This is a genomic window from Streptomyces sp. PA03-3a (genome assembly GCF_033792735.1).
In the GTDB taxonomy this organism is placed as follows: Bacteria; Actinomycetota; Actinomycetes; order Streptomycetales; family Streptomycetaceae; genus Actinacidiphila.
In genome coordinates this window covers 1-24,660 of the sequence record NZ_JARAVM010000067.1, presented here as the reverse complement: position 1 = coordinate 24,660, position 24,660 = coordinate 1, and the positions used below count along the sequence as shown (strand labels likewise).

Sequence of the window (24,660 nt, the reverse complement as noted above, 5' to 3'; positions counted from 1 at the left end):
GGACATGGGTATAATAGACAACGGCCCACCGCCCGCGGCCGTATTGCCTTCGCTTGCGAGGGCGTGGCGACCGGACGGCGCGGCCTCCAATAACCCGGCCGCCCGGCGCCGGCGCGGCACCCCCGCGGGCCAGCCGCCGTCGCCCGCGTCGGCGAGCAGCGCGGCCACCAGGCCGCGGACGGCCGCGCTCACCGGTCGCCCACTTCGGCGTGGGCGGTGCCGGCGAGCGTCCATTCCGCCTCGGTGTGCCAGCCGTCGCGGCCCCGGCGCTCCAGCAGCACATGGGCGTCGGCGGTCTCGCTGTTGCGGCACACGGCGGGGGAGCCGTCGGGGTCGGCGTAGTCGAGGGCGAGGGTGCGTTCGTCCGGCTGGTCGACCCGTACGGTGATCCGCCGCCCGCCCGCGCGGCCCCTCACGCTCCAGCGCGGCAGGCCGATGTCGGCGGTGAAGCGGCCGAGACCGGCGCGCCCCAGGGCCGGGCGCAGACCGCCGCGCGGCCAGTCGCGGCCGTCCTTGCGCAGCCGGAGGAAGACCAGCGGCGGCAGCCGGTCCAGGCCCGGGCGGGTGGAGACCGCGGCGACGACCTCCAGCACGTCGCCGTCGCCGAGGTCGGCGTGCAGCCACGCCCAGCGCCGGGCGTTGCCGTGGCCGTAGATGCGGGCCGAGGCCCCGGGCGCGGCGCGCAGGGCGAGTTCGGACGCGCCGTGGCGGACGGTGCCCGTGTACCGGGCGCGGGGCGACGGAACGATCTGCGCGGCGGGCAGCAGCGGGTGCCGCCACGACCAGCGCGGGAAGGTGTACAGCGGCCCCTCGCCGCCGGCGTCCTCGGTGAGGTCCCAGGAGAGCTCGCCCGCCGTGCCCCGCAGCCGGCCGGGCACGGCCTCGACCCCGTCCGCCGTGAAGCCCCCGGCGTCCTTCGCCGGAGCCCAGGGCAGCGGGCCGAAGCGGGCGTGCTCCACGGGGCCCTCGCCCTTCGGGGGGAAGACGGCGGCCCAGCCGTGGGTGAAGGCGGGGGAGCCGTCGGCGGGGGCGACGAGTTCGTGGTGGAACCACAGTCCGGTGCCCGTCGCCGGGTCGGTGGCCGTGGTGTACCAGACCTCGGTGCGGCCCGCGGTGCCGTCCCAGCGCGGCGCCCACTGCGCCCGGGGGTCGTCCCGGCGCGGGAAGCGGAAGCTCGCCAGGAAGGGCGCGAGCGAGGTCACCGTCCGGAAGCGCAGGGTGCCCGTGCCGGCCGGCTCCGGGCCGTCCCCGGCGGTGAGGGTGAAGGGCAGCGTGGTCATCGAGGCCAGCGGCCGTCGCGGGGTGACGGACTTCCAGCCCTCCAGCAGGCAGGGCCCGCCGTCGAGTTCGCACTCCAGCCGGTAGTGGATGCGCCGCCGGGCCAGCGGGGAGACCTCCAGCGTGCCGCTGACGGCGGTGTCGGCGCGGCCCGCGACGCGCAGGCGTCCGGTGACGAGGGCCGCGGTCGTGCGGTGCGGCAGCAGCAGGTCCTCGCTGCGTGCCGTCAACTCCAGCCGCACCGGCCGCTCGCGGTCCTCCCCGCGCAGCCGTACGGTGCCCGTCATGGTCTCGGCGAAGACCGTCCCCCGTGCCGCGCTCACCGCGACCTCAGCCCCTCGCGCATGATCTCCTCGGTCGCCGCCAGATACGCCTCCGCCGCCGCGCGGGCGGCCGCGCCGTCGCCCTCCTCCACCGCGGCGACCACCGGCGCCAGCCGCCCGTACGCCTCCTCCGCGTCCTGGAAGGGGCCCGCGAGGTGCCGGCGCATCGGCAGGTACGCGTTGAAGAGGGTGTTGGTGAGGAGCGCGTAGACACGGTTGCCGGTGGCGCGGGCCAGCGCCCGGTGCACCTCGGCGTCCGCGAGCTGCACCGCGTCCGGGTCCCCGGCCGTGCGTACGGCCTCCACCAGCTCCCGCAGCCGGGTCCGTGCGGCGTCGCCCGCCCGGTTCGCCGCGGCGCCGGCGATCAGGGCGCCCACCCCGCGCCGCACCTCGAAGATCTCGGAGAGCCAGCGGGCGTCGTGCCGGACGAGCATGGGGAGCAGGTCGGCGCCGCCGAGGCGCTCGTAGTCCCGCACCCGGGTCCCGACGCCGTGCCGCGTCTCCAGCAGTCCGGCCTGCACCAGCCGCCCGAAGGCGTGCTTGAGGGTGGTCCGGGTGACGCCGTACCCCTCGGCCAGTGTGCGTTCGGGCGGCAGCAGGCTCCCCGCGGGGTGTCGGCCGGTGAGGATCTCCTCGCGGATGCGGTCCTCCAGGACGTCCACGATCGACGTGCGCGGCAGCGCTTCCATCACACCTCCATGGTTCAGTGGATGAGCCACTCAACCAATGAGCCGACGCACCGTCAAGACCCGCTCCCACGGCGGCCGTCACCCGCCCGGACGCGCGGCACCCGCCGTCCGGTCGCCGCACCGCGGCGATCGGCTTACGTTCGCGATGACGTGCCCTCGCCCAACCCAACCCAGCCCAGCCCGGCCCCGCCCCGCTCGATCCCGTCCCGTCCCCACGGCCGAAGGACACCGACATGACGCACCCGTGCGCCCGCCCGCCCAGGTTCCGCAGCACCGTGCGGAGGGCCGTCGCGACGGTCCTCGCCGCCGCCGCGCTCCCCACGGCCCTGGCGTGCGGCGGGCCTGCGGACACCACCCGCTCCCCCGAGCGCCCGCGGTCGGCGACGTCCGCGCCGGCCTCGCCGGTGGCGCGGGCCGAGGAGCCGGGCCGGACGGCGGGCCCGTCCTCCGCCTCCCCCGCGTCCGCCTCCCCCGCACAGGCCTCCCCCAGCGGCTCGCCCGCCGGCGGGAACTTCCCGGCGCTCTCCGGCGAGGTCGTCAGAAAGCTCGACGGCGCGCTCGAGGACACCCTGAAGAGGACCGGAGTGCCCGGCGTGAGCGTCGGGTTGTGGGCCGCGGGCAAGGGCTCCTACGTGCGCGCACTCGGTGTGGCCGACCGGAAGTCGAAGGCGCGCATGTCGCCCGACCTCTACATGCGGATCGGGAGCGAGACCAAGACCTTCACCGTGACGGCGCTGCTGACCCTGGTCGACCAGCGGAAGGTCCGGCTCGACGACCCCGTCTCCCGCTACGTGGACGGCGTGCCCGGCGGCGACGGCATCACCCTGCGGCAACTCGCCGAGATGCGCAGCGGGCTCTACAACTACACCGACGACCCGAACTTCCAGAAGGCCCTCAAGGCGGACCCCGAGCGGGAGTTCGTCCCCGCCGAACTCCTCGCCTACGCCTTCCAGCACCCCTCGCCGTCCGGTCCGGGCTCGCGCTTCCAGTACTCCAACACCAACACCGTCCTGCTGGGCCTGGTGATCGAGAAGGCGAGCGGCCTGCCGTTCGGCGACTACCTGCAGCGCAATGTGCTCGATCCGGCCAAGCTCAAGCACACCGTCCTGCCCGCGGGACGCGCCTTCCCGAACCCGCACGCCCGCGGCTACACCCGCCAGACCAAGGACGGGAAGGAGGCCGACGCCACCAACTGGAACCCCTCCTGGGCCTGGGCGGCCGGCGCCATGATCTCCGACCAGCAGGATCTGCGGGCCTGGGCGCGCATCGTGGCCGACGGCACCCTGCTCGCCAAGGCGACGCAGGCGCAGCGCACGACCTTCCTCCCCACCTCGTACCCGGGCATCGGCTACGGCCTCGGCCTCTTCGACAACCACGGCTGGGTCGGGCACAACGGCTCGCTGCCCGGCTACCAGAGCACGGCCGTGTACCTGCCCGCCGCCAAGGCCACCATGGTCGTGCTGCTCAACACCGACACCGCCGTGGGCGGCAGCGAGCCCAGCAGCCTCTTCGCCGAGGCGATCACCAAGATCGTCACCCCGGACCACGTCTACGCGTTCCCGCCCACCAACGGCACCGGCACCAGCCCGAGCAGCAGCTGAGCGCCGGCCGCCCCGGCGGCGGGGAGGGGCTCAGCCCACCGTGAACGGCGGCCTGCGGTCCCGCCACGGGACGGCCTGCTCCAGCTGCGCGGCCACGCCCAGCAGCAGGTCCTCCCGGCCCTGGGCGGCGACCAGTTGCACCCCGACCGGCAGTCCCTCGCGGCTCTGGCCGAGCGGCAGGCTGACCGCCGGATGTCCCGAGACGTTGAAGGCCGCCGTGAACGGCCCGTACGCGAACAGCTCGCGCAGCCACGAGCGCACCGTGTGCCGGGGGTCGTCGTGGTCGAGGGTGCCGTGCGGCGCGGGGAGCGCGCCCAACGTCGGCGTGACGAGCAGGTCGTATCCGGCGAAGAAGCGCCCCGCCGCCCGGGTCACCCGGTGCTGCGCGTCCATCGCCGCCATCAGCCCGAGCGCCGTGCACGCCTCGGTCTCGGCGAGCACCGCCCGCGACACCGCCTCCAGCAGGGAGCGGTCCATGCGCGGCGCCGCCCGCAGCAGCGCGCCGCCACTGGCGAACGCGCCCAGCGCGGTGGCCTCCACGAGGTCATCCGCGTCCAGGCGCGGCGCGTCCTCGGTGACGTGGTGCCCGATCCACTCCAGCACCTTGCCCGCGTCGACGGTGACCGCGGCGACCTGCGGGTCCACGGGTGTGCCCGTCCACGCGGCGGTGGTCACGGCGATCCGCAGCCGCCCCGGGTCGGTGCGCACCACCCGCGCGTACGGCACCGGGGGCGCCGGGAGGGGGTACTTGTCGCCGTACGAGGGCCCGCTCACGGCGTCCAGCAGCGCCGCGGTGTCCCGTACCGTCCTGGTCACGGCGAACTCCACCTGCAGCCCGAACGCCGCCTCGCCCGCGAGCGGCCCGCACGGGGTGCGTCCCCGGCTCGGCTTGAGCCCGACCAGCCCGCAGCAGGAGGCCGGGATGCGGATCGAACCGCCCGCGTCGTTGGCGTGCGCGAGCGGCACGGCCCCCGCGGCGACCAGCGCGGCCGAGCCGCCGCTCGAACCGCCCACCCCACGCGCCGGGTCCCAGGGGCTGCGCGTCGGCCCGTACCGGACCGGCTCGGTGGCGAAGCTCAGCCCGAACTCCGGCGCGGTGCTCTGGCCGAGCGCCACCAGGCCGGCCTCCCGGAACCGGGCCATCAGATCGTGGTCGGCGTCCGCCACGGCACCGCGCAGCGCGCGGCTGCCCAGGGTGAAGGGCACCCCCCGCACGAACGGCCCGCCGTCCTTGACCACGAAGGGCACCCCGCCGAACGGCCCGCCCTCGCGGTACGCGGGAGCGGGGTCGAACAGCGGCAGCGTCAGCGCGTTGAGCTCGGCCCCCGCCGCCTCCAGCGCCCTGCGGGCGACGGCCTCCACCTCGCCCGCGCCGACCTCCCGGGAGCGGATCAGCTCCCGCAACCCGGTCGCGTCCAGCTCCGCGTACTCGTGCAGCTCCAGCGTTCCGCCCTCCCGCGCCCCGTTTCCCGCGCCCAGCGTGGCATGCCTGGCCCGCCCGTCACCACGACGTTCTGGCCGGTGGGACCGCGGGTCAGACGACCTTCCTGCGGACCAGCGCGCCCAGGACCAGCGCGCCGGGGACGAGGGGGAGCCACACCGTCACGATGCGGTAGCCGAGCACGGCCGAGGTGGCCGCGGCGAGCGAGGCGCCCGTGGCGACCAGGGCCACCACGAGAGCCGCGTCGACGGAGCCGACGCCACCGGGAGTGGGCAGTGCCGCCGCCGCGACGCTGGCCACCAGGTAGGCGAGGGCGACATGGGCGAACGGCACCGGGACGCCCAGGGACATCGTGACCGCGACGAGGCCGCCGGCCTGCAGGGCGGGGAAGGCGAGCGAGCCGCCCCACAGCGCGAGGGCCCTCGACGGCCGGGCGTGCAGCGTGCGCGCGTCGGTGAACGCCGTCGCCAGGAAGGTACGCGCCACCCGCCGCAGCCGCGGCACGGCGACAAGCGCGACCGTGACGACCGCGCAGACCCCGGCCGCCGCCCCCGCCGTCGGGCCGACCGGTACGGAGACGCCGTCCGGCAGCAGCCCGTCGAGCCGTAGCGCGTGCGGGAACACGGCGAGCAGCACCGCCAGCAGCGTCCCGCGGCCCACGCACTCGGCCAGGAAGTACAGCGCGATGGCCGCCGCCGACCGGGCGGGCGGCAGCCCGCACGCCCGCATGAAGCGCAGGTTGACCGCGCTCGCCCCGATGCCGGCGGGCAGCAGGTGGTTCGCGGTGCCCGCGGCGAACTGCGTCGCCAGCAGCCGTCCCGCCGGCAGCCGTTCCAGGACCGTGCCCTGTCGCATGAAAGACACCGCCACCCAGGCCAGTCCAGTCGCCGCGACGGCGGCCAGCAGCCAGCCGCGATCGGCGTCCAGCAGTCCGCGGCCCCCGTCGGCGATCAGCCGCCAGTGCCGGGCCACCCACCACCCGACCAGCGCGATCGGGGCCAGGCAGGCGATGCGGCGCAGGGTCGCGCCGCTCAGGAGGTGTGGAGTCGTCGTGGTGGTGATGCCCATGGTCCGGTCGCCCCCGCGCGTCGTGCGCCTGTCCGCAGGTGTGGTCGCTTCTTCATGCCCTGCCCGCGCGACCTGCGGGTGTCCTGCGGCTGACGTCGGGCCCGTCCCCGGATGGCGGAACGGCGTCACCGGCCCCCGTCCCCGGGCCCGGTGCCCGCCACCGGATGCCGGCGGACACTCACCACCGCGCCGCCGTACGGGGTTTGCGCGGTGCCTTCCGGGGCAGGCGATCCCCGTGCTTCGGAACGGAGGCACGCACGCGCGGGGCGCCCCGGCAGGGCCCCCTGAGCGCGGAGCGTGCCCTTCCGTACGGCACGCCCTGCGCGGCGCGGTTCCCGGACCCCGCAGGAAGGCGCAGGACGACCATGGCCGCCAGAAAGCCCCGCACCAGGCATCCGCACTCCCCGCCGCACCCGCCGCCGGGTGCCCGTACGCGTCCGCACGAGGACGCCCCGGACACCGCGGAGGCCCAGCGGCGGATCGCGGCCCTCCCCGAGGGACCGGAGAAGGAGGCCCTGCGCGAGCAGGTCGTCATCGCCTGGATCCCGATGTCCGAACGGCTCGCCCGCCGCTTCCGGCACCGCGGGGAATCCGCCGAGGACCTCCGGCAGGTCGCCGCGCTCGGCCTGGTGAAGGCCGTACGGCGCTACGACCCCGCACGCGGCAGCGCCTTCGAGAGCTTCGCCGTCCCCACCATCGTGGGTGAGGTCAAACGCCACTTCCGTGACCACATGTGGGGTGTGCACGTCCCTCGCAGGGTCCAGGAACTGCGCAGCCGGGTCCGTACCGTGCGCCACGAACTCCTCGGGACGCAGGGCCGCACCCCCACCGTCGCCGAGATCGCCGCGCGCGCCCGGATGAGCGAGGAGGACGTGCTGGCCGCCATGGAGGCCCTCGACAGCTTCGCCCCCGCCTCCCTGGACTTCGCCGCCCCCGGCGCGGAGGGCCGCACCTTCCTCGACACCCTGGGGTCCGAGGACCCCTGTCTGGACTTCGTCGTGGACCGCGTGGCCGTCGCTCCGCGGCTGCGCGAACTCCCCCCGCGTGAACGGAAGATCCTCTACCTGCGGTTCTTCCACGCCATGACGCAGACCCAGATAGCCGACCAGCTGGGCCTGTCCCAGATGCACGTCTCCCGGCTGATCACCCGCACCTGCCGCCGGCTTCGCGAGGAGGTCGAGGCGGCCGGGCGGACCGGGGACGCCGGGCCCGCACCAGGGCGTGGTGGACGTCCGCCGGCAGCTGCCGGCCCGCCGCACTCGCCACGAGCGCGGCCGCGACGTCGCGGAGCTTGACGTTGCCGTACTGGGAGGCCCGGACGAGGACCGCCCAGGCCGCGTCCCCGGGGCAGGGCGTCAGCGCCATCACCATGCCGACGGCCCGGTCGATGACGGCGCGGCTGTCCAGCGCGCGGCGCAACTGCTCGTTCTCCGCGCGCAGCCGTCCCACCTCGCTGTCCGCGTCGTCCTCGGGACCGGCCGTCAGGGGGACCATCGTCAGCACCTCCTGACGTCCGGGTGCCCCGAATGCGCGTTCCCATACGGGTGCCGGAGGTGACGGCCCGGCAGCCGGAGTCAGCCGCGCAGCGCGATCCCGGACGAGGGCGTGACGAGGGTGCCCATGTTGCGCTCCATCATCCGCAGCGCGGCGTCCGCGAGGTCCCGGTGGATGTGCGCGACGGCGTCCGGCGCGACGACGGTCAGCACATGGCGGATGTGCGCGTCGAGGGCGGAGTAGAGCACGCACTGCTCGGTGACCTGCCCACACAGCACCAGGCGGCCCACGCCCAACTGCCCCAGCAGGTACTCCAGCGGGGTCTGGAAGAAGATCGAGTGCCGGGCCTTCAGGACGAACAGCGAGTCCGCGTCGGGGCGTACGGGCTCCACCAGGTCGGCGTGCGGGCCGTCGAGGGCGATGTCGAGGAGTTCCTGGTGGTGCGAGCGCCAGCGGCCGAAGTTGTCGTTGACGTAGACGACGTCCACGCCCTCCTCCCGCGCGCGGGAGATCAGCCGCCGCACCCCGGGCAGCGCCGCGCGCACCGAGGGGAGCAGCAGTTCGGCGTCCTCGTGCTCATAGGTGTTGATCATGTCGATGACCACGAGCGCGGTGGCGTCGCCGGTGTCGTGCATGCCTGGACGTCCTCTGGTGGGGGAGGGGGCGCCGGGCAGCGTACGCCCGTGACCGGCGCGCGCCGCGGAACCCGCGCCGGTCACGGTGCCCACGTCAGGCGGGCGGCCGGTCCCGTCGGCGGGCGGCGCCAGGGACCCGTTGGGCCGCACGGGCGGCGCGCCGCGGCACGCGCGGCGTCGCGGACCCGGAGGCCGGGGCCCGGCTGATAGCTTCGCCAGCCTCGCGGGTCCGACCAGTGCCGTGTCCCGCGCGCCATTCTTCTCGGGGACGGAGACCTGGGTGACGGAACCGGTGGAAGACCAGGACAACGGGCACGGGACCGCCGTGACCCCGCCGGCGGCCCTCGACCGCCGGGGCTTCGTCAAGTCGGCCGCGCTGGCCGCCGTCAGCCCCGCTGTCCTCGGCACCGCCGCCCAGGCGGCTCCGCTCGCACCGTCGTTGCAGGCGGCGGCAGCCGCGGCCGCGACCGCCGCGGCCCCCGGGGCGGCCCCCGGCGTCGCGGTGGCCGCCGTCCACGGCCTGGTCGCCCGTCTGCTGGCCGTCCCCGCGCCGTCCCGCGGTACCGACTGGCTGCGGCAGGCCCTGCAGGTGGCCGTGGAGCTGGAACTCGCCACCATCCCGCCGTACCTGTGCGCCTGGTGGTCGGTGCGGGACCGGTCGGACACGGTGGCCACCCTGATCCGCGGCATCGTCACCGACGAGATGTTCCACATGGGCCTGGCCTGCAACATGCTCGTCGCCGTGGGCGGACGGCCGCGGATCGCCGCCGTCAGCCCCGACTACCCCTGCCCGCTGCCCGGCGGCGTGCGCAGCGAGCTGACGGTGCACCTCTCCGGCCTGACCCGCGCGTACGTGCGGGACGTCCTCATGGCCATCGAGACCCCGGAGTCCTCGCTCCCCGAGCCGTCCGCGGGACCGCCGACCATCGGCGACTTCTACAACGGGGTCGTCACCGCCTTCCTCGACCACCGCCCCGAACTCAGCGTCCGCGGCCAGATGGGCCAGCGCATCGGCCCCGACGAACTGCGGCCGATGCGCACGCTGGACGACGTCGTCGCCGCCGTGGAGATCATCAAGGAGCAGGGCGAGGGCACCTCGGACTCCCCCGAGGCGCCGACCGGCGATGCCACCGGGGGCCATCGCGACGTGGCCCACTACTACGCCTTCGCCGAGATCTACCACGGCCGCGCCCTGCAGGAGACCGACGGCCTGTGGGAGTTCAGCGGCCCGCCCGTCCCCTTCCCGGACGTCCACCCCATGGGTGTGGTCCCCAAGGGCGGCTGGCCCCACCCGCCCCGCGAGGCGGCGACCCTGCTGCGCCGCTTCGACACCGTCTACGGTGAGCTGCTGCGCGACCTGGAGGCCGCCTGGCAGTCCGGGGACCACGGTGCGCTCAACCGTGCGATCAGGACGATGGAACAGCTGGAGGAGCCCGCCCTCGCCCTCATGGAGATCCCGCTGGGCGACGGGCGCCACACCTACGGCCCCCAGTTCCGGCCCTTCTTCCCGGGAGCCGGACAGCCGCCGGCCGCCGCGGGCGGCGGCACCCCTCCGGGACGCCGGCCGTAGCGACCCCCACCGCGGTCAGGGGCCGCCCGGCCGCCCGGATGTGCCGGCGCCGGGCCGCCCACGCACAGGGGACGGCGGCGCCGTCCGCACCTTCTCGGCGCCAGGCGTGGGCTGACGCCGCCGGCCGGGACCCCGGCCCCCGCGAGGGCCCGGGTCCCGGCCGCTACGCGTCCCGGAACTCGTGCACGACCTCGATCCGGCCCACGATGTGCCGGTTGAATGCGGGCAGTTCCTCCGCGGGCACCCACAGTTCGAGGATCGTCCGGCCGCCCACCTGGCGCACCGGGTAGCGGGCGGCGAACCCGGCCTCGACCTCGAAGCGCGTCACATAACCGGCACCAGAGGCGGGGACGTTCCAGTCGCGGGCGATGCGGATCGCGTAGTCCTCGTCGAGCACCGGGTAGAAGATCGGCTGCTCGGGCAGCCGCGGCGGCCACTCCCGCCACCCCGAGGCCTCGACCAGGGCCAGCTCCTCCGGCCCCGTGGGGCGCCACAGCGTCATCGTGTCCGTCATCGTCCGTCCTCCCGCCCGGAACACCCGGATCGCCCGGTCGGCCCGGTCGGCCCGGTCCGGCCGTCCACCGTACGGGCCGCCGCCTTCCCGGCCCACCGGATTACGGCCCCGCATAGGATCGGAGGTACGGCGTCGCGTGCCGGTCACCGGCCGGGTGAGGCATGGAGGCGCCCGTGAGAATGCCTTACGGAGGCATCCCACTGTGTCAGTCGAGTTGAACCACACCATCGTCCACTCCCGGGACAACCGCGAATCCGCCGACTTCCTCGCGCACATCCTCGGCCTGCGGGCCGGCGAGGCATGGGGCCCGTTCGTCCCCCTCCAGCTGAGCAACGGCGTCACGCTCGACTTCGCCACCGTCCCGGCGGAGACGATCGTCATGCAGCACTACGCCTTCCTCGTCCCCGAGTCCGCGTTCGACGGCATCCTGAGCAGGATCCGGGAGGCCGGCCTCACCTACTGGGCCGATCCGCACGGCAAGCGGCCCGGGGAGATCAACCACAACGACGGCGGCCGCGGCGTCTACTTCATGGACCCGGCGGGCCATGGCATGGAAGTCATCACCCGTCCCTACGGGAGTGGCGGCGGCACCACCGGCGAGAGCTGAGAGGGAAGCGGGGAGGGATCGCAAGATTCCTCCCTGCACCCGATCTTGATGGAGCATCAGATTCGCCCTTACCCTGCCGACAGCGCGCCTCGCGCCCGTCGAGGGGAGTGGTCGTCATGGCCGAGAACCCGTCCGGTACACCGTCCGACGACGAGATGCTCCAGGCCCTGGCACGGCACCTGTCCGGAGCCGGCGGCGCCGTCCGCCTCGACTCCTCCGCCGGTGCGGACCTCTCCTGGCACTCCGTGCTCGACTGCCGCATCCGCCGCACCACGGAGACCCGCAAGGAGAGCGCCAGGACCGAGAAGGGCCGCAAGGACCTCTCCGCACTCCCCACTTACTCCCACCTCGCCGGCTACCGTCCCGGCCCGCCCGCGGAGCACGGTTCCGTGCACCGGATCGAGCTCGTACGCGAGGGATCCGTACGCCACAACACCTGTGAATGCGGCAACGGCGAATGGGCCTGCAAGCGGTGCGAGGGCCGCGGCCGGCTCCCCTGCGACCCGACGACGGCCTGCCCCGACTGCCGGGGACTGGAGTCCTGCGCCGAATGCGACGGCACCGGCAAACCGCGGCCGCGTGCCAAGGACCGCGACCGCGCCGCGCCGGCGACCGCGTCCCGCGCCGTCCCCAGGCGCGTCCGCTGCGCCAAGTGCCGGCGCCCCGGCGCCGCGTGCCCCACCTGTGCCGGGCGGGGCCGCACGCAGTGCTCGCAGTGCACGGGGACGGGACTCGTCGACTGCCCCAAGTGCACGGGTGGCGGCACCGTCGCGCACGACGCGTGCGGGGGGAGCGGGGTCGTCACCACCTGGGTCGGCGCAGTCATCGAGCAGCGCAGCCGCGAGGAACTGGTGCGGCGCCCCCTGAAACGGCCGCCGTTCCCGGTCCGCCGGCGGACCGCCCGGCTGGGCCGGTGGCGCAAGGCCGTACTGACCGGCGACGAGGCCCTGCCCGGCGACCTCGACGCCACGCACGCCGAGGCGCTCGTCCCGCACCTCGTCCCCGCGGGCGAGGTCCACCGCAGGATCGTGCTGCGTCACTTGCCCCTCGCCCGCATCACCGTCCCCACCGACCCCGACCGCGTCTTCTACGCCTTCCCCGGGAGCGACGGCATCGAGGTGCTCGGGCTGCCCTCCAGCCGCCGGGTCGCCCGCGGTCTCGCGATCGCCGCTGCCGCCCTGGTCGTGGCCGTGCTGCTGCTGAGCCTCCTGGGGTAGCCGGGCGGGCACGACGAGGGCCCCGGCCTCGTCGGAGGCCGGGGCCCTCGTGCCGCCCGGGGGCGGAACGCGAAGCGCGGTGGATCAGGCCGTCACGGGCTCGCCGCCGATCTGGCAGGCCTGGCAGGGCGGTCGGCCGCAGGTGCACTGGGTGATCGCCTCGAGTACACCGCGGTCGTGGTAGAGACACTCGTCGCGGCAGGTGTGGCGGGGGATGAACCCGGCCTGGATCTCGCCGGGCCAGGGCTCGTGGCCCTCGCGGCAGCGGGCGAAGCGCTCCGGGTCGGTCGCGTGCAGCTCGTGCATCGCGGAGCGGGCCTCGTCCTCCAGCTTCCGTACCCGGGTCACCATGGCCTTGAGCTCGGCGGCCAGGCCCTCGAAGCGCTCGGCGCCGGTCCGTACGTGGGCGGCCCGCAGGGCCATGGCTGCGTTGCCCAGGAACCTGCCGGCGTCCTGGAGGTCGGTGACGTGGTGCATCTGAAGGCCGTTCACGCCACGGACCCATACGGCGTCCATGCTCACTTCTCCACCTCTCCGGCGTTCGCCCTGTTCCGCGCGAAGCGTCGTGTGCCGTCCGATGAGCGCGGCGCCATTGCCACCGCATTACGGAAAAGGCCGATGTATATGAACGCTAAATCCGCGAGTGGTGTCCGTCCAGGAAAAGCACAGTGAACCGCCTCACAGCGGGCATACCGCCCGGGCCGCGCACCGCGGGTCCAGGACCTGTGGACCTGTGTCCAGGACGTACGTCCCGGACCTGTGTCCCGGTCTGCCCCGCTGTCGGCACGGGCCGGGCAGGCGGGCGGCGGAGGGCTCCGGCCGTCCCCGGGGGGCCGGAATGCGGTCGCGCCCGCGAGGGTGTATATCCGGCGACCGGTTCGCTGCGGAAAGGGAATCGAATGGGATCCGGTGTTTCCGGGAGTGCCGGAAAGGGAACTCCGGAACTCCCTTCCGGCATGCCCCGGGCGCCTTCCGCCGACCTTGACAACTGTCTTGCGGTGGCGTCTCCTTGATAGAGAGATTGTTCCCCCGGCGTGCGTTCGACTTGGTGTGCCGCAGACGTCGAGGTTGACGCGGGTGCGCCGATGACCGGAGGCAACTTCATGGCGACCTATGAATACCTTTGCAGCGACTGCGGGCCTTTCGACGTAAGGCTGGCGATAGGTTCCGCACCCGCGACGCACGGCTGCCCCGCCTGCGCGGGCGAGGCCCGGCGGGTGTTCTCCTCGCCGTCCCTCGCCGTCACGCCGCACGGGCTCACCGCCTCCCGCGAACGGGAGGAGAAGTCCCGTGAGGCGCCGGACGTGGTGTCCGCCCCGCCGCCGCGCGAGCGGCCGGCGCCGCGGCCCCATCCGGCGCTGTCCCGGCTGCCCAGGCCCTAGCGCGAGGGCGGTGATCGGCTGGTCGGAGCTGCTCAGGGGGGTCAGTGCCGGAGCGCGGACGCCGCTCCCGCCGAAGCGGGAACCGGTGGCGCGCCGACGGCAATCCGTCCCCACGCGGACTTAGGAGGTGCGTCCCCGTGGCGAACGTGGGACTGCTCTTCGTCGGTGCGGTGCTGTTCATGAACGGCCTGCTGCTGCTGCAGAAGGTCGACCCCAAGTCGGCGGCGGTGTTCAACCTCTTCGTGGGTGCGCTGCAGGTGCTGACCCCGACGTACCTCATCTTCACGGCGGGCAACGACCAGGACAAGATCCTGGCGGCGTCCGGGCTTTACCTCTTCGGATTCACCTACCTCTACGTGGGTATCGTCCTCCTCGCGGACATCGACAATATCTGCGTCGGCTGGTACTCCCTGTTCGTGGCGATTGTCGCCCTCGGGTACTCGTTCGTGAATTTCCATCTGTTCAAGGACTACCCGTTCGGCGTCATCTGGCTGTACTGGGCGTTCCTGTGGGGTCTGTTCTTCCTCGTGCTGGGTCTCAGAAAAACGGAGCTCAGCACCTATGTCGGCTGGGTGACGGCGATCGAGGGCTGGGTCACCGGCGTGATCCCCGCGGCGCTGCTGCTGTCCGGCTACTGGAAGCACACCACGGAGATCGCCATAGCCCTGGGTGTCTTCGGCGTGGTCGTGTTCGCGGCGCTGTGGCCGCTCACCAGGAAATCGCGGGAACAGGCGCGGGCCACCGCGTCGTCCGGGTCGCCGGGTTAGGCGCCGTGCGCCGGCCCGGCACGGGCCGGCCGCTGTGCCGGCGGCGCGGGACCACCGTCCTGACCGGATCAGAAAAGAGAGGCTGTCATGCCCGAAGTAGTTTTCAGCGTGGATCAGACCAAGTCGATGCGCGATCAGGACATCCCAGGACACAACAGGTGGCACCCTGACATACCCGTCGCCGCCATGGTGAAGCCCGGAGCCGAGTTCCGGATGGAGTGCCGGGACTGGACCGACTGCCAGGTCGGCAACAACGACTCCGCCAACGACGTCCGCGACATCGACCTCACCATCCCCCACATGCTCAGCGGCCCGATCGGCGTGGAGGGCGCGGAGCCCGGCGACCTGCTGGTCGTCGACATCCTCGACCTCGGCCCCGTACCCCAGCAGACCGGGGACTCCGCAGGCCAGGGCTGGGGCTACACCGGCATCTTCGCCAAGGCCAACGGCGGAGGCTTCCTGACCGACTACTTCCCCGACGCCTACAAGGCGGTCTGGGACTTCCACGGTCAGCAGGCGGTCTCCCGGCACCTGCCCGGGATCCGCTTCACCGGCATCACCCACCCGGGACTGTTCGGGACCGCCCCCTCCGCCGAGCTGCTGGGCCGGTGGAACGCGCGGGAGAAGGCGCTCATCGACACGGACCCCGAGCGCGTCCCGCCGCTGGCCGTCCCGCCGGACCCCTCCCACGCGCTCGCCGGCACGGCCACCGGGGACCTCGCCACGCGCATCTGCGCGGAGGGCGCCCGCACGGTGCCGGCCCGTGAGAACGGAGGCAACCACGACATCAAGAACTTCACGCGCGGCTCCCGGGTCTTCTACCCGGTGCTCGTGAAGGACGCCAAGCTCTCCGGCGGCGACCTGCACTTCAGTCAGGGGGACGGGGAGATCACCTTCTGCGGCGCCATCGAGATGGGCGGGTTCATCGACTTCCACGTCGACCTGATCAAGGGCGGTATGGAGAAGTACGGCATCTCGACCAACCCGGTGTTCATGCCCGGCAACGTGGAGCCGCGCTACTCGGACTTCCTCACCTTCATCGGGATCTCCGTCGACCACGACACGGACACCAACTACTACCTCGACGCGACGCTCGCCTACCGCCGCGCGTGCCTCAACGCCGTCGAGTACTTCAAGAAGTTCGGCTACAGCGGCGAGCAGGCCTACCTGCTGCTCGGCTCGTCCCCCATAGAGGGACGCATCAGCGGCATCGTCGACATCCCCAACGCGTGCTGCTCCCTGTACGTGCCGACCGCCATGTTCGACTTCGACGTGCGGCCGTCGGCCGCCGGACCGACGCGTGCCGACCGCGGCCGGGCCGCGCTGACCTCCTGACCGCCCCGCGCACCCGGGTCCCGGTCCTCCTCGGGCCGGGACCCGTCCGCGGCCGCACACCGCCGCGGGATCAGGAGCGGTAGAGCGACTGGAGCCTGACCACCTCGCCGTTCGGGTCGAAGCTGACGTCGTAGCCCTGCCACCCGCGCTCCGGGGCGGGCAGGGCCCACCACCGGGTGATGAACTGCGCCTGGGAGTAGGTGTGGGGGGCGGAGTCGTCGCCCAGCGGGACCGACAGCAGGACCCGGCCCTCCGGGGCCATGCGCACCGTCGTGTACGGCCCCTTGCCGGGGATGATGTCCCACCCCTCGATCGGTCCCGTGATGGGCTCCTTGCGGGCGGAGCGCACCGACAGGTACGTGCGCCCGTCCCTGATCCACGCGTTCTGGATCTGCACGAACTGCTTGCCGCCCGCCCAGCGCGCGGGGGCCTGCGGCGACGGCGCGTCCGACGGGCCGTCCGGCGACGGAGCGTGGGAGGAGTGCGGGGAGGAGGGCGCGTCGGAGTGCTCCACCGAGGGCGGCGCCGAGGGCGAGGCGGGGGCCGAAGCCGGCGCCGTGGCGCGGGATGAGGCGGCCGCGTCGGTACGGCCGGTGTCACCGTCGTCCTTGCCCGCCCCGGAACAGGCGCCGAGGGCGAGGGCGGTGACGGTGGTGAGGGCGAGGCCGGCGAGCCGGGCGGCGGCGCGGTGGCGCGGGGAGGGCGAGGCGAACACGGTGAGTCCCATCGGGTCGGGTGCGGGCGGCGTGCACAGGCTCTACGCACCGGGCCGCCACGCGGGTTACACCGGGAATGTCATGGACCGGTAACAACTACCCGCCGCGCTAACCGGCTTCCCGCAGGGACGCGACCCGCCCCTCGTCGTCGTAGTCGATCTCGAACGTCCACCGCGGTCCGCCGGCCAGCCGGCCGACCAGCCCGCCCAGTTCGCGGTCCTCGGGACGGCCGCCCGACAGCCGGAGCGTCTCGACCGGCGTCGTGCGGGGCAGGGTCAGCGTGTGCACCACGCCCGTGGGCACCGGAGCGCCGCCCGCGACCGCCCGGAGCTGCCGCACGGTGATCCGCACGCTGCCGCCCTGGGCCACCGCGTCGTGGACGTACCCGAGTTCGCCGGCGTACTCCTCGCCCGGCGCGGGGGTCGGGGGGACGAAGCGGGAGGGCGGCGGCGACGGCGTGGCCGCCCCCGGCTCCGGCACCCGGGCGGTCCCGGCCAGCGCGATGCCCCCTCCCAGCAGCGCGCAGGCGAACACCGCCACGACGGACGCCCGCACCGTACGGGCGCGGCGGCGGCGCTGGTCGCCGCGGGCCCGCACCTGGTGCGCGGCCACCGGAGCGGCCCGCCCCCGGCCGGACTCGGCGAGTTCGCCCAGGAGTCTGCCCAGTTCGGTCCCGTCAGCCATGCCTGCCCCCCGGAAGCCGGTCCGCGCCGGGGTCCAGTTCCGTGTGCGCCAGCAGCTGCGCGAGCGTCGCCCGCCCGCGGCTGAGGTGCACCTTGACGGTGCCGACGGGGGAGCCGGTCTCGGCCGCCACCCGGTCCACCGGAAGATCGCACAGATGGTGCAGGACCACGGCCCGCCGCTGCGCCTCCGGAAGCTGCCGCAGGGCCTCGACGAGCACCACATGGTGCGGTTCCGGCGGCGGCACGACCGGGGGCGGCCCCTGCCGGCGGGCCAGCGTCAGCGCGGTGCGCACGCGCCGCCACCGGCTCACGGCCAGGCGCCACGCCACGGTGCGCACCCAGGCCTCGGGCGCGCCGTGCAGGTCGAGTTCGGCCCGGTGCTCCCAGGCCCGGGCGAACGCCTCCTGCACCACGTCCTGCGACTCCGCGAGATCGCCCGTCATCGCGTAGAGCTGGCCGACGAGGCGGCCGACACTCGCACCGTAGAACGCGTCGAACTCACGCTCCCCCATCACGTGCCCCGAAGGCTCCCCGGGCAGTCCCATACCTCATCCCCCGCCGGACGCCCTGCGTCCCGGCCCGTCCCGGCACACACGTGGTCGACCTCGCGGGGCCATTCTGTTGCCCGGGGCGACGGTGCTCAAGCGCCGCCGGTCACGGCGCCTTCACGGCGGACCCGGTGCCCGCGGTGTGACGGTCCACGTTGATCGTCAGCCGGCGCAGCAGGTCCTGGGCGGCCGCGATCTCCTCCCGGGTCAGCCCGATGGCGTCCCCGATCGCCAGGGGGACGGTGCGGATCCGCTCCCGCAGCGCGGTCCCCTCCGGGGTCAGCGCCACCTCCACCACCCGCTCGTCGTCCGCCCGGCGCCGCCGCTCGAGCAGGCCGTTCGCCTCCAGGCGCTTGATCAGCGGTGTGAGCGTCCCGTAGTCCAGGTGCAGTGCGGCCACCAGGTCCTTGACGGTCACGGTGCGGTGCTCCCAGAGCACGACCATGACCAGGTACTGGGGGTAGGTCAGGCCCACCGCGTCCAGCAGGGGCCGGTAGACGCCGGTGACCGCGCGCGAGGCCGCGTACAGCGTGAAGCAGAAGTGGTCGTCCAGCAGCAGCGAGGGCTCCGCGGGGTCGCCGTTCCCGGGTGCGCGGGTGTCGTCGTTCACGATTCCCTCCCCTTCCTTGGTCGTCGGCCGGTTCTCAGGCGGCCATTGTCGCATCTCCCGCGCGAGCTATGCACTCGTACACGATTGACTTGCGCACAACTTAAGCGGACGCTAGATTTCTCGTCATCGGCCGGAGCGGACGCCCCGGGACCGACCCCCTGTCCGGCGCGCCTGCCGGGCGCCGTACGCCAAGGAGCCACCGTGAACCTCAAGACCGTCTTCCGCCCCACCCGCAAGAGCGTCGCCGTCCTGGGCGCCGCGGCCGGCGTAGCGGCGCTCACTCTGACGGCCACGGCCCCGGCCAGCGCCGCCAAGGCCGCGCACCGCCCGCAGGAGAAGAAGCCCACGGTCGTCCTGGTGCACGGCGCATTCGCGGACTCGTCCAGCTGGAACGGCGTCGTGACCCGCCTGAAGCACGCGGGCTACCCCGTCGTGGCCCCGGCCAACCCGCTGCGCGGCCTGGCGAGCGACTCGGCGTACGTCCACAGCTTCCTGAAGAGCGTGCGGGGCCCGGTCGTGCTCGTCGGCCACTCCTACGGCGGCTCGGTGATCAGCGAGGCCGCCGCCGACTCCCCCAACGTCAAGGCGCTCGTCTACATAGCCGCCTTCGCCCCGGACAAGGGCGAGACCGTCACGCAGATCTCCGACAAGTTCCCCGGCGGCACCCTCGGCGAGACCCTCAACCCCGTGCCCTTCCCGCTCCCCGGCGGCGGCACCGGCACCGACCTGTACATCAAGGCCGACAAGTTCCGCGCCCAGTTCGCGGCCGACGTGCCGAAGACCGTCGCCGAGCAGATGGCCGCCACCCAGCGCCCCGTGGCCGCCTCGGTCTTCGACGAGAAGGCCGTCGGCGCCGCCTGGCGGACCATCCCGTCCTGGGACCTGGTCACCACCCAGGACAAGAACATCACCCTCGCCGCCCAGCGCTTCATGGCCGGGCGGGCCCACGCCCACACCGTCGAGATCAAGGCCTCCCACGCCGTCTCGGTCTCCCGGCCCGACGCGGTGACCCGCATCATCGAGCAGGCCGCCCGCTCCACCGTCCGCTGACCCCCGCGCACGACCCGAAGGGGCCCGGCCGGGATCCGGCCGGGGCCCCTTCAGGTCGTTCCGCGGCGCCGCCGCTCAGCCGCCCAGGACGGAGATCTGCTTCTTCTCCATGGGATTCGCGTCGGCGTACCGCACCAGGTCGAGGAAGCGCCGGTCGCGCACCACCGCCAGCAGTTGCCCCGCGGTGACCGGGGCGGAGGCCTTCGCGTCCGGGTCGGGGTAGACGGCGAGTTCCGCGTCGCTGTGGCCGTAGGCGAAGCGGGCCCGGGTGTACGTCCTGTCCGGAGAGCCGTCGATCAGGCGGTACGCCGCCACCTTGGTACCGTCCGGCAGCGTGCCCTGCTCGCAACTGCCGCCTCTGAGGGACTCGGGGTCCTCGGGACACGTGTCCCCGTGCCGGGTCGACCGGGGGACACCGCCGGAGGGCCGCACCGACAGGACGACGCTGAACACCTCCCCGTCCGCGGTCTCGCCCTGGTAGCGCCACACCGCGAGGTCCACCGGACGGATCAGGCCGACCTCGTCCGGAAGCAACTCGTCGAGGAGCGCCGCCGCCCGCTGCTGGAAATCCTCCTGGCGCCCGCGCTCGGCGGGCGGCAGACCGGCCATGGCGTCCTCGGTGTCACTGGTCGGCTCGATGTGGACCGGTGTCCGGTACGGCGCCGGCTCCTCGGACGTCCGCGGCGAGGGCGTGGTGCTCGCGGCGGGACGGACCGTCCTGCCGCCGCCGTCCCCGCCCGGCAGTGCCACGGAGCCGAGGGCCACGGACCCGACCGCGCAGGCGACCGCGGCGGCGACGGCGACCCGGACCCGTGCCCTGCGGCGACGCCCCTGGACCACCGCGGCCGGCACCAGGTCGTGCACCGGCGGCAGTTCGGCCACCGCGTGCTCCATGGCCCCCCTCACCAGCAGGGCGCTTCCGTGTTCGTCCTCGGGCATGTTGTCTCCCATGGCGGTCCCTCAGCTTCCGGTGGCGTAGACGTGGGCCTCGCCCAACTGGGCGCGCAGCTTGGCCAGGGAGCGTGAGCACTGGCTCTTGACGGTGGACTCGCTGCACTTCAGCAGCGTGGCGACGGACTCGACGCTCTGGTCCTCCCAGTAGCGCAGCACGACCATGGCCCGGGCCCTGGGCGGCAGTCCGGCGAGCGCCGACAGCAACGTCACCCGCAGGTCGGCGTGGTCGGGCGAGGGCCCGGGCCCGGGGCGCGAGTGCGCCAGCAGATCCCGCAGCCGCCGCCTGCGCTCGGCCAGGTACGTACGGGTCAGCACGGTCCTGGCGTACGCCTCGATGTGGTCGGCGGCACTCGCCCGCCGCCAGTGCTGGAACAGCTTGGCGAGCGTGGTCTGCGTCAGGTCCCGGGCCGTGTCCGCGTCCCCGCACAGCAGGTACGCGGTCCGGTACAGCCGTTTCTGACTCGCCCGGGCGAAGGCCTCGAAGCTCTCCGGCGCCCGCGGGCCCGCCGCCGCTCCCGGGCCCCGGCCGTTCTCCGGCATCTGTTCTCCTCTCGGGGCCCGCACGGGCCCTGTCCTGTCACCCGTGTTCAGAGCGCCCTCGCCCGCCGGAGGTTGAAAGCGGATTTCGCCGCGGCTGCGCGAGCCTCCCGTGCGCGGCGGAGGGACGCCCGGATGCCGGCGCCCGGCACCATGTGGGCTCGAGAGACCGTGTCCGGCCGTGCGGCCCGGCGGCACATACTCTCCGGAGTGGTCTTCCGCGCCGTTCCCGGAGGGACGTTCCGGATGGGTCTGTCCGACGCGGAACGGGAAGCCGCGCACCCGTTACGACCGACGGCCCAGGCGCGGCATGCCCCGGCGCTCCCGGTCCGCTCGTCGTCCCGTGAAAAACACGAGCAACTCGTACAACCACCCGGCCTCCTCGCTGGTCCGACCGGGCGGCACGCACGGATGTGCGTACAGCTCGGCTCACCAGGAAGGACTTCCTTGGCCTCCATACGCACGACCCGACGCCGTGTCGGCGCCTGCGTCGCCACCGTTCTCGCCGTGACGCTCGGTGCCGGCGCCCTGGCATCGCCCGGCGCCGCGGCCGCTCCCGCGGCGATGACCGGGGTCACCGCCGCCTCTGCGACCACCGCCGAAACGACTCTGCCTCTCGACGCCGAGATCGTCAGCACCGGCGACACCGGATACCTCACGTCCCGGACGGACGGCTCCGGCAGCAAGGTCCTGGAGTGGCACAAGTACGCCGACGGCTCGGTTCTGCCGATCGTCGGCGGCACCATGGGCTACGACAGCGACTCCGACATCGTCGTGACCGGCGACGGCGGCAGCACGGTCTTCCTGCGGGACATGAGTGAAGGCGCCACCTGGTCGGCGTCCTACGACCTCGCGTCCGAGTTCAAGCCCGGCGCGAAGCTCGTCGGCGTGGTCGGCGACGACCTCTTCGTGAAGGTCCCGACGGGCAGCGGGGACTACCACGAGCTGTGGCAGCTCGCCCAGGTCGACGGGGTCGCCAAGAAGACGAAGCGCTCGTCCAACCCGTACAGCATCGACTTCAAGGTCGTCGCCTCCGCGAGCGACGTCATGATCGTCCTGAGCAGCAACCGGGTCTTCCCGAGTTCGTCGACCTTCCGGACCGAGTACTGGCGGACGCGCACCTCCGTCAGCAGCGACGCGCCGATCGAGTGGGGCACCGGGGGGAACATCGCCCCGTGGACCCAGGCGTCGACGGGCGCCTACACCGCCGACTACGAGGCGTCGGTCGAGTACCGGAACGGCGTCACCGAACTCGTCGTGGACGGGACCCGCGCCCATCAGAGGTTCGCCATGGACAGCTCCATGAGCGCTGCCGTCATCGCCGGCATCACCAGGGACTCGCTGCTCTACGGGGTCCCGGGCAAGGCGGCCGACGAGAAGCTGAGCCCGTTGTACGCGCGCAGCGTCAAGGACTCCACCGCCGCGCCGTACAAGCTCCTCGAGCACTTCTCCAGCGTGGCCCACGCGCCGGACGGCGGCCTGCTCGTGCGCGGCGCCACGGCCGAGGCCGACGGGCTGTTCCGGATCTGGGAGGGGGACGACGGCCTCCCGAGCGCCACGCTCGTGGCGAGCACCGGCCGGGTCCTGGCCGTCAAGGTGACCGGGTCGCAGGCCCCCACCGCGGTGAGTCTGGAGAAGCCGGGCACCACGGTCCCGATGGAGTGGACCCTGTCCCGCGCGAACGCCACCGTGGACCTCACGCTCACGCACACGGCCACCGGCAAGAAGCTCACCCAGCGACTGCCGCAGCCGGCCTCCGGCAGCCGCTTCGCCTTCGTCTGGGACGGCGTCCTGGAGGGCATCAGCGCCCCGAACGGCGCCTACACCTGGCAGATCACCGCCACCCCGGCCGACGGCGTCGGCGCTCCGGCGACCGCGCAGGGGAGCCTTCAAGTCTCGCGCCAGGCCAACCCGCACGACGTCAACGACAACGGCTCGACGGACGTCCTCGCGCGGGACGCCTCGGGCGCGCTGTGGCGGGACGACCTCCTCGACTGGCCGTCGGGCAGCCAGGTGGCCACGGCCAAGAGGACGAAGATCGGTAACGGCTGGCAGGTCTACAACCAGATCGAGGCCGCGGGGAACCTCGCCGGCACCTCGACGGGCGACCTCGTCGCGCGCGACACCTCGGGCGTCCTGTGGATGTACCTGGGCAGGGGCGACGGCACCTTCGCGACCCGCGTCAAGGTGGGCAACGGCTGGCAGATCTACAAGAAGATCACCGCTGGCAGCGACCTCGACGGGGACGGCCGATCCGACCTCCTCGGTGCCGATGCCTCCGGCGTCCTGTGGTTCTACAAGGGCACCGGCAGCTCGTCCGCCCCCTTCGCGACCCGCGTCAAGGTCGGCGGCGGCTGGCAGGTCTACAACGAGCTCGCCGCCGTCGGCAACATCGCGGGCACCACGGCCGGCGACCTCGTCGCGCGCGACACCTCGGGCGTCCTGTGGCTCTACCAGGGCAACGGCAAGGGCAACTTCGCCGCCCGCGTCAGGATCGGTTCCGGCTGGAACGCCTTCTCCCACCTCGTCGGCGCCGGCGACGTCACCGCCGACGGCCGCCCCGACCTGGTCGCCTACGGCCCGAACAGCACGTACGTCTACCGCTCGACCGGTTCGACGACGGCCCCGTTCACCCGGCTGACGACCGACCTCTACGCGGGCGAGGGCTCCAAGTTCAACAGCATCGCCTAGCCAGCCGGCCACGTGCCTTCCGATGGGGCGTACGGCGTCCCTGCCGGACATGACCCGTGAGGCAAGGTGCGAGCGGAAGGGGTGCCTCTCGCCCAGAGGCACCCCTTCCGACCGGCACGGACTCCGACTCCGCACGCGGGCGGCGGAGGGCCCCCTTTCGGTGGAGGACCGGAGACGTACCGATCGCGGCCCGCGCGGCGTTGGGACCCAGGGGGGCGGAGGTCAGGCCTTGGTGAGAACGCAGAACAGGAAGCACAGGAACGTGCCCGACTGCTTCTGCGCGAAGACCTCGGGGAACCGGTCGCGGGCGCCGGGCGCCGGGGCCGGCTCGCTGATGACGTCGATCCGGAAGCCGGCCGCGGTGAACGCGTCGGTGATCGCGTGCAGCGGCCGTTCCCAGAAGGTCATCAGGTGTTTGGCGCCGCCGAGTTCCCACATCTCGGAGCGGGAGCGGGTCGCGAAGTAGTCGGTTCCTCGCGGTGCCGCCAACTGGCTGACGAAGGAGTGGTTGACGGACGCGATGAGCCGGCCGCCGGGCTTCAGCACGCGCCGCAGTTCGGCCAGGGCCGTCGTCCAGTCCTCCAGGTAGTGCAGGACCAGGGAGGCGACGACGTCGTCGAATCCGGCGTCGGCGAACGGCAGCGGGCCGCCCAGTTCGGCGCGCTCGAGCACCACGTCGTCGCCGAGCCGCTTCCGGGCCAGGGCCAGCATTCCGGCACTGGAGTCGAAGCCGGCCACGACGGGGCCCCGCTCGCGCAGGGCCTCGGCCACGGGACCGGCGCCGCAGCCGGCGTCGAGGACGCGGTGGCCCCTCACGTCGCCGGCGAGGTCCACGATCGCGGGGCGCGCGTACTAGGACTTGTCCGGCCGATCATGTGCGGAGCCAGATGACGAGTGTCGCTGCGGTGGCGGTGCCGAGGTAGACGTAGCCGCGCTTGTCGTAGCGGGTG

General features: G+C 73.6%; 25 protein-coding genes. 10 read left to right on the top strand and 15 right to left on the bottom strand.

Annotated elements, in window-relative coordinates; all coding sequences use genetic code 11:
• The 3 genes from PV342_RS39620 to PV342_RS39610 form a co-directional block, all read right to left on the bottom strand.
• The coding region (locus PV342_RS39620; RefSeq protein WP_500320996.1) for a hypothetical protein at positions 1 to 192 on the bottom strand (192 nt) is incomplete at its 3' end.
• Positions 189 to 1,601, bottom strand: coding sequence for a tocopherol cyclase family protein (locus PV342_RS39615; protein WP_400799465.1), 1,413 nt, complete (start codon positions 1,599 to 1,601; stop codon positions 189 to 191). The genes PV342_RS39615 and PV342_RS39620, both read right to left, overlap by 4 nt.
• Complete coding sequence (locus PV342_RS39610) at positions 1,598 to 2,290, bottom strand: FadR/GntR family transcriptional regulator (protein WP_329186610.1); 693 nt, start codon at positions 2,288 to 2,290, stop codon at positions 1,598 to 1,600. The genes PV342_RS39615 and PV342_RS39610 overlap by 4 nt, the downstream gene beginning before the upstream one ends.
• A 233-nt stretch (positions 2,291 to 2,523) precedes the next feature.
• On the opposite strand from PV342_RS39610, the gene PV342_RS39605 reads away from it, so the two are divergent.
• Positions 2,524 to 3,891: a serine hydrolase domain-containing protein gene (locus PV342_RS39605; RefSeq protein WP_400799459.1), complete on the top strand. Its 1,368-nt coding sequence runs from the start codon at positions 2,524 to 2,526 to the stop codon at positions 3,889 to 3,891.
• A gap of 30 nt (positions 3,892 to 3,921) precedes the next feature.
• On the opposite strand, the gene PV342_RS39600 is transcribed toward PV342_RS39605, so the two are convergent.
• Together PV342_RS39600 and PV342_RS39595 are read right to left on the bottom strand one after the other, a co-directional pair.
• The gene (locus tag PV342_RS39600; protein ID WP_400799454.1) at positions 3,922 to 5,295 is read right to left on the bottom strand and encodes an amidase; all 1,374 of its coding nucleotides are present in this window, start codon (positions 5,293 to 5,295) and stop codon (positions 3,922 to 3,924) included.
• A gap of 130 nt (positions 5,296 to 5,425) precedes the next feature.
• The gene (locus PV342_RS39595; RefSeq protein ID WP_400799451.1) at positions 5,426 to 6,400 is read right to left on the bottom strand and encodes a lysylphosphatidylglycerol synthase transmembrane domain-containing protein; all 975 of its coding nucleotides are present in this window, start codon (positions 6,398 to 6,400) and stop codon (positions 5,426 to 5,428) included.
• A gap of 365 nt (positions 6,401 to 6,765) precedes the next feature.
• On the opposite strand from PV342_RS39595, the gene PV342_RS39590 reads away from it, so the two are divergent.
• On the top strand, positions 6,766 to 7,695 hold the full coding sequence (locus PV342_RS39590; RefSeq protein WP_400799448.1) for a SigB/SigF/SigG family RNA polymerase sigma factor: 930 nt from the start codon (positions 6,766 to 6,768) through the stop codon (positions 7,693 to 7,695).
• A 279-nt stretch (positions 7,696 to 7,974) separates the two neighbouring features.
• Here the strand turns inward: PV342_RS39590 and PV342_RS39585 are convergent, their stop codons facing one another.
• A complete protein-coding gene (locus PV342_RS39585) occupies positions 7,975 to 8,529 on the bottom strand; it encodes a cysteine hydrolase family protein (protein WP_018558291.1) in 555 nt (184 codons plus the stop codon).
• Positions 8,530 to 8,809: 280 nt separating this feature from the next.
• Here PV342_RS39585 and PV342_RS39580 point away from each other — a divergent pair, with 280 nt between their 5' ends.
• Positions 8,810 to 10,099, top strand: coding sequence for a ferritin-like domain-containing protein (locus tag PV342_RS39580; RefSeq protein ID WP_400799444.1), 1,290 nt, complete (start codon positions 8,810 to 8,812; stop codon positions 10,097 to 10,099).
• A 163-nt stretch (positions 10,100 to 10,262) separates the two neighbouring features.
• On the opposite strand, the gene PV342_RS39575 is transcribed toward PV342_RS39580, so the two are convergent.
• Positions 10,263 to 10,613, bottom strand: a complete 351-nt coding sequence (locus tag PV342_RS39575) for a hypothetical protein (protein WP_500320992.1) — start codon at positions 10,611 to 10,613, stop codon at positions 10,263 to 10,265.
• Positions 10,614 to 10,815: 202 nt separating this feature from the next.
• Between PV342_RS39575 and PV342_RS39570 the strand changes: the two genes are divergently transcribed.
• Complete coding sequence (locus tag PV342_RS39570; protein WP_026250833.1) at positions 10,816 to 11,220, top strand: VOC family protein; 405 nt, start codon at positions 10,816 to 10,818, stop codon at positions 11,218 to 11,220.
• A gap of 116 nt (positions 11,221 to 11,336) precedes the next feature.
• A complete protein-coding gene (locus PV342_RS39565; RefSeq protein WP_500320990.1) occupies positions 11,337 to 12,437 on the top strand; it encodes a hypothetical protein in 1,101 nt (366 codons plus the stop codon).
• Positions 12,438 to 12,521: 84 nt separating this feature from the next.
• Here PV342_RS39565 and PV342_RS39560 read toward each other — a convergent pair whose 3' ends face one another.
• Positions 12,522 to 12,953: a hypothetical protein gene (locus tag PV342_RS39560; protein ID WP_018558297.1), complete on the bottom strand. Its 432-nt coding sequence runs from the start codon at positions 12,951 to 12,953 to the stop codon at positions 12,522 to 12,524.
• A 587-nt stretch (positions 12,954 to 13,540) separates the two neighbouring features.
• Here PV342_RS39560 and PV342_RS39555 point away from each other — a divergent pair.
• The 3 genes from PV342_RS39555 (at position 13,541) to fmdA (ending at position 15,921) form a co-directional block, all read left to right on the top strand.
• Positions 13,541 to 13,819, top strand: a complete 279-nt coding sequence (locus PV342_RS39555) for an FmdB family zinc ribbon protein (RefSeq protein ID WP_400799435.1) — start codon at positions 13,541 to 13,543, stop codon at positions 13,817 to 13,819.
• Between the two features lie 137 nt (positions 13,820 to 13,956).
• Positions 13,957 to 14,586, top strand: coding sequence for an AmiS/UreI family transporter (locus PV342_RS39550; protein WP_386989812.1), 630 nt, complete (start codon positions 13,957 to 13,959; stop codon positions 14,584 to 14,586).
• 87 nt (positions 14,587 to 14,673) lie between these two features.
• A complete protein-coding gene (fmdA, locus tag PV342_RS39545; RefSeq protein ID WP_400799432.1) occupies positions 14,674 to 15,921 on the top strand; it encodes a formamidase in 1,248 nt (415 codons plus the stop codon).
• Between the two features lie 70 nt (positions 15,922 to 15,991).
• Here the strand turns inward: fmdA and PV342_RS39540 are convergent, their stop codons facing one another.
• From PV342_RS39540 to PV342_RS39525, 4 genes are all read right to left on the bottom strand, one after another.
• A complete protein-coding gene (locus PV342_RS39540; protein WP_500320987.1) occupies positions 15,992 to 16,648 on the bottom strand; it encodes a hypothetical protein in 657 nt (218 codons plus the stop codon).
• Positions 16,649 to 16,745: 97 nt separating this feature from the next.
• Positions 16,746 to 17,321 carry a hypothetical protein gene (locus tag PV342_RS39535; protein ID WP_400799426.1) on the bottom strand — a complete coding sequence of 192 codons (576 nt, stop codon included), beginning with the start codon at positions 17,319 to 17,321 and terminating at the stop codon, positions 16,746 to 16,748.
• Entirely contained in the window at positions 17,314 to 17,865 is a 552-nt protein-coding gene (locus tag PV342_RS39530) for a SigE family RNA polymerase sigma factor (protein ID WP_400799423.1), read from the bottom strand. The genes PV342_RS39535 and PV342_RS39530 overlap by 8 nt, the downstream gene beginning before the upstream one ends.
• 109 nt (positions 17,866 to 17,974) lie before the next feature.
• Entirely contained in the window at positions 17,975 to 18,478 is a 504-nt protein-coding gene (locus PV342_RS39525; protein WP_018558304.1) for a MarR family winged helix-turn-helix transcriptional regulator, read from the bottom strand.
• Between the two features lie 201 nt (positions 18,479 to 18,679).
• Between PV342_RS39525 and PV342_RS39520 the strand changes: the two genes are divergently transcribed.
• Complete coding sequence (locus PV342_RS39520; RefSeq protein WP_500320984.1) at positions 18,680 to 19,528, top strand: alpha/beta fold hydrolase; 849 nt, start codon at positions 18,680 to 18,682, stop codon at positions 19,526 to 19,528.
• A 75-nt stretch (positions 19,529 to 19,603) separates the two neighbouring features.
• Here PV342_RS39520 and PV342_RS39515 read toward each other — a convergent pair whose 3' ends face one another.
• Both PV342_RS39515 and PV342_RS39510 read right to left on the bottom strand, forming a co-directional pair.
• Positions 19,604 to 20,467 (bottom strand): hypothetical protein, encoded by an 864-nt coding sequence (locus PV342_RS39515; RefSeq protein WP_400799418.1) that lies wholly within the window; start codon positions 20,465 to 20,467, stop codon positions 19,604 to 19,606.
• A 21-nt stretch (positions 20,468 to 20,488) separates the two neighbouring features.
• Entirely contained in the window at positions 20,489 to 21,022 is a 534-nt protein-coding gene (locus PV342_RS39510) for a SigE family RNA polymerase sigma factor (RefSeq protein ID WP_326573322.1), read from the bottom strand.
• A gap of 504 nt (positions 21,023 to 21,526) precedes the next feature.
• Here PV342_RS39510 and PV342_RS39505 point away from each other — a divergent pair.
• Entirely contained in the window at positions 21,527 to 23,710 is a 2,184-nt protein-coding gene (locus PV342_RS39505; RefSeq protein WP_500320982.1) for an FG-GAP repeat domain-containing protein, read from the top strand.
• Positions 23,711 to 23,932: 222 nt separating this feature from the next.
• Here PV342_RS39505 and PV342_RS39500 read toward each other — a convergent pair whose 3' ends face one another.
• On the bottom strand, positions 23,933 to 24,544 hold the full coding sequence (locus tag PV342_RS39500; RefSeq protein WP_500320980.1) for a class I SAM-dependent methyltransferase: 612 nt from the start codon (positions 24,542 to 24,544) through the stop codon (positions 23,933 to 23,935).
• Positions 24,545 to 24,660: the final 116 nt, after the last annotated feature.

Coding starts and splice junctions, on each gene's coding strand:
- PV342_RS39555 (WP_400799435.1), top strand. CDS start 13,541: ATGGCGACCTATGAATACCTTTGCAGCGACTGCGGGCCTTTCGACGTA.
- PV342_RS39515 (WP_400799418.1), bottom strand. CDS start 20,467: ATGCCCGAGGACGAACACGGAAGCGCCCTGCTGGTGAGGGGGGCCATG.
- fmdA (WP_400799432.1), top strand. CDS start 14,674: ATGCCCGAAGTAGTTTTCAGCGTGGATCAGACCAAGTCGATGCGCGAT.
- PV342_RS39590 (WP_400799448.1), top strand. CDS start 6,766: ATGGCCGCCAGAAAGCCCCGCACCAGGCATCCGCACTCCCCGCCGCAC.
- PV342_RS39560 (WP_018558297.1), bottom strand. CDS start 12,953: ATGGACGCCGTATGGGTCCGTGGCGTGAACGGCCTTCAGATGCACCAC.
- PV342_RS39565 (WP_500320990.1), top strand. CDS start 11,337: ATGGCCGAGAACCCGTCCGGTACACCGTCCGACGACGAGATGCTCCAG.
- PV342_RS39530 (WP_400799423.1), bottom strand. CDS start 17,865: ATGGGACTGCCCGGGGAGCCTTCGGGGCACGTGATGGGGGAGCGTGAG.
- PV342_RS39610 (WP_329186610.1), bottom strand. CDS start 2,290: ATGGAAGCGCTGCCGCGCACGTCGATCGTGGACGTCCTGGAGGACCGC.
- PV342_RS39535 (WP_400799426.1), bottom strand. CDS start 17,321: ATGGCTGACGGGACCGAACTGGGCAGACTCCTGGGCGAACTCGCCGAG.
- PV342_RS39595 (WP_400799451.1), bottom strand. CDS start 6,400: ATGGGCATCACCACCACGACGACTCCACACCTCCTGAGCGGCGCGACC.
- PV342_RS39585 (WP_018558291.1), bottom strand. CDS start 8,529: ATGCACGACACCGGCGACGCCACCGCGCTCGTGGTCATCGACATGATC.
- PV342_RS39510 (WP_326573322.1), bottom strand. CDS start 21,022: ATGCCGGAGAACGGCCGGGGCCCGGGAGCGGCGGCGGGCCCGCGGGCG.
- PV342_RS39575 (WP_500320992.1), bottom strand. CDS start 10,613: ATGACGGACACGATGACGCTGTGGCGCCCCACGGGGCCGGAGGAGCTG.
- PV342_RS39540 (WP_500320987.1), bottom strand. CDS start 16,648: ATGGGACTCACCGTGTTCGCCTCGCCCTCCCCGCGCCACCGCGCCGCC.
- PV342_RS39605 (WP_400799459.1), top strand. CDS start 2,524: ATGACGCACCCGTGCGCCCGCCCGCCCAGGTTCCGCAGCACCGTGCGG.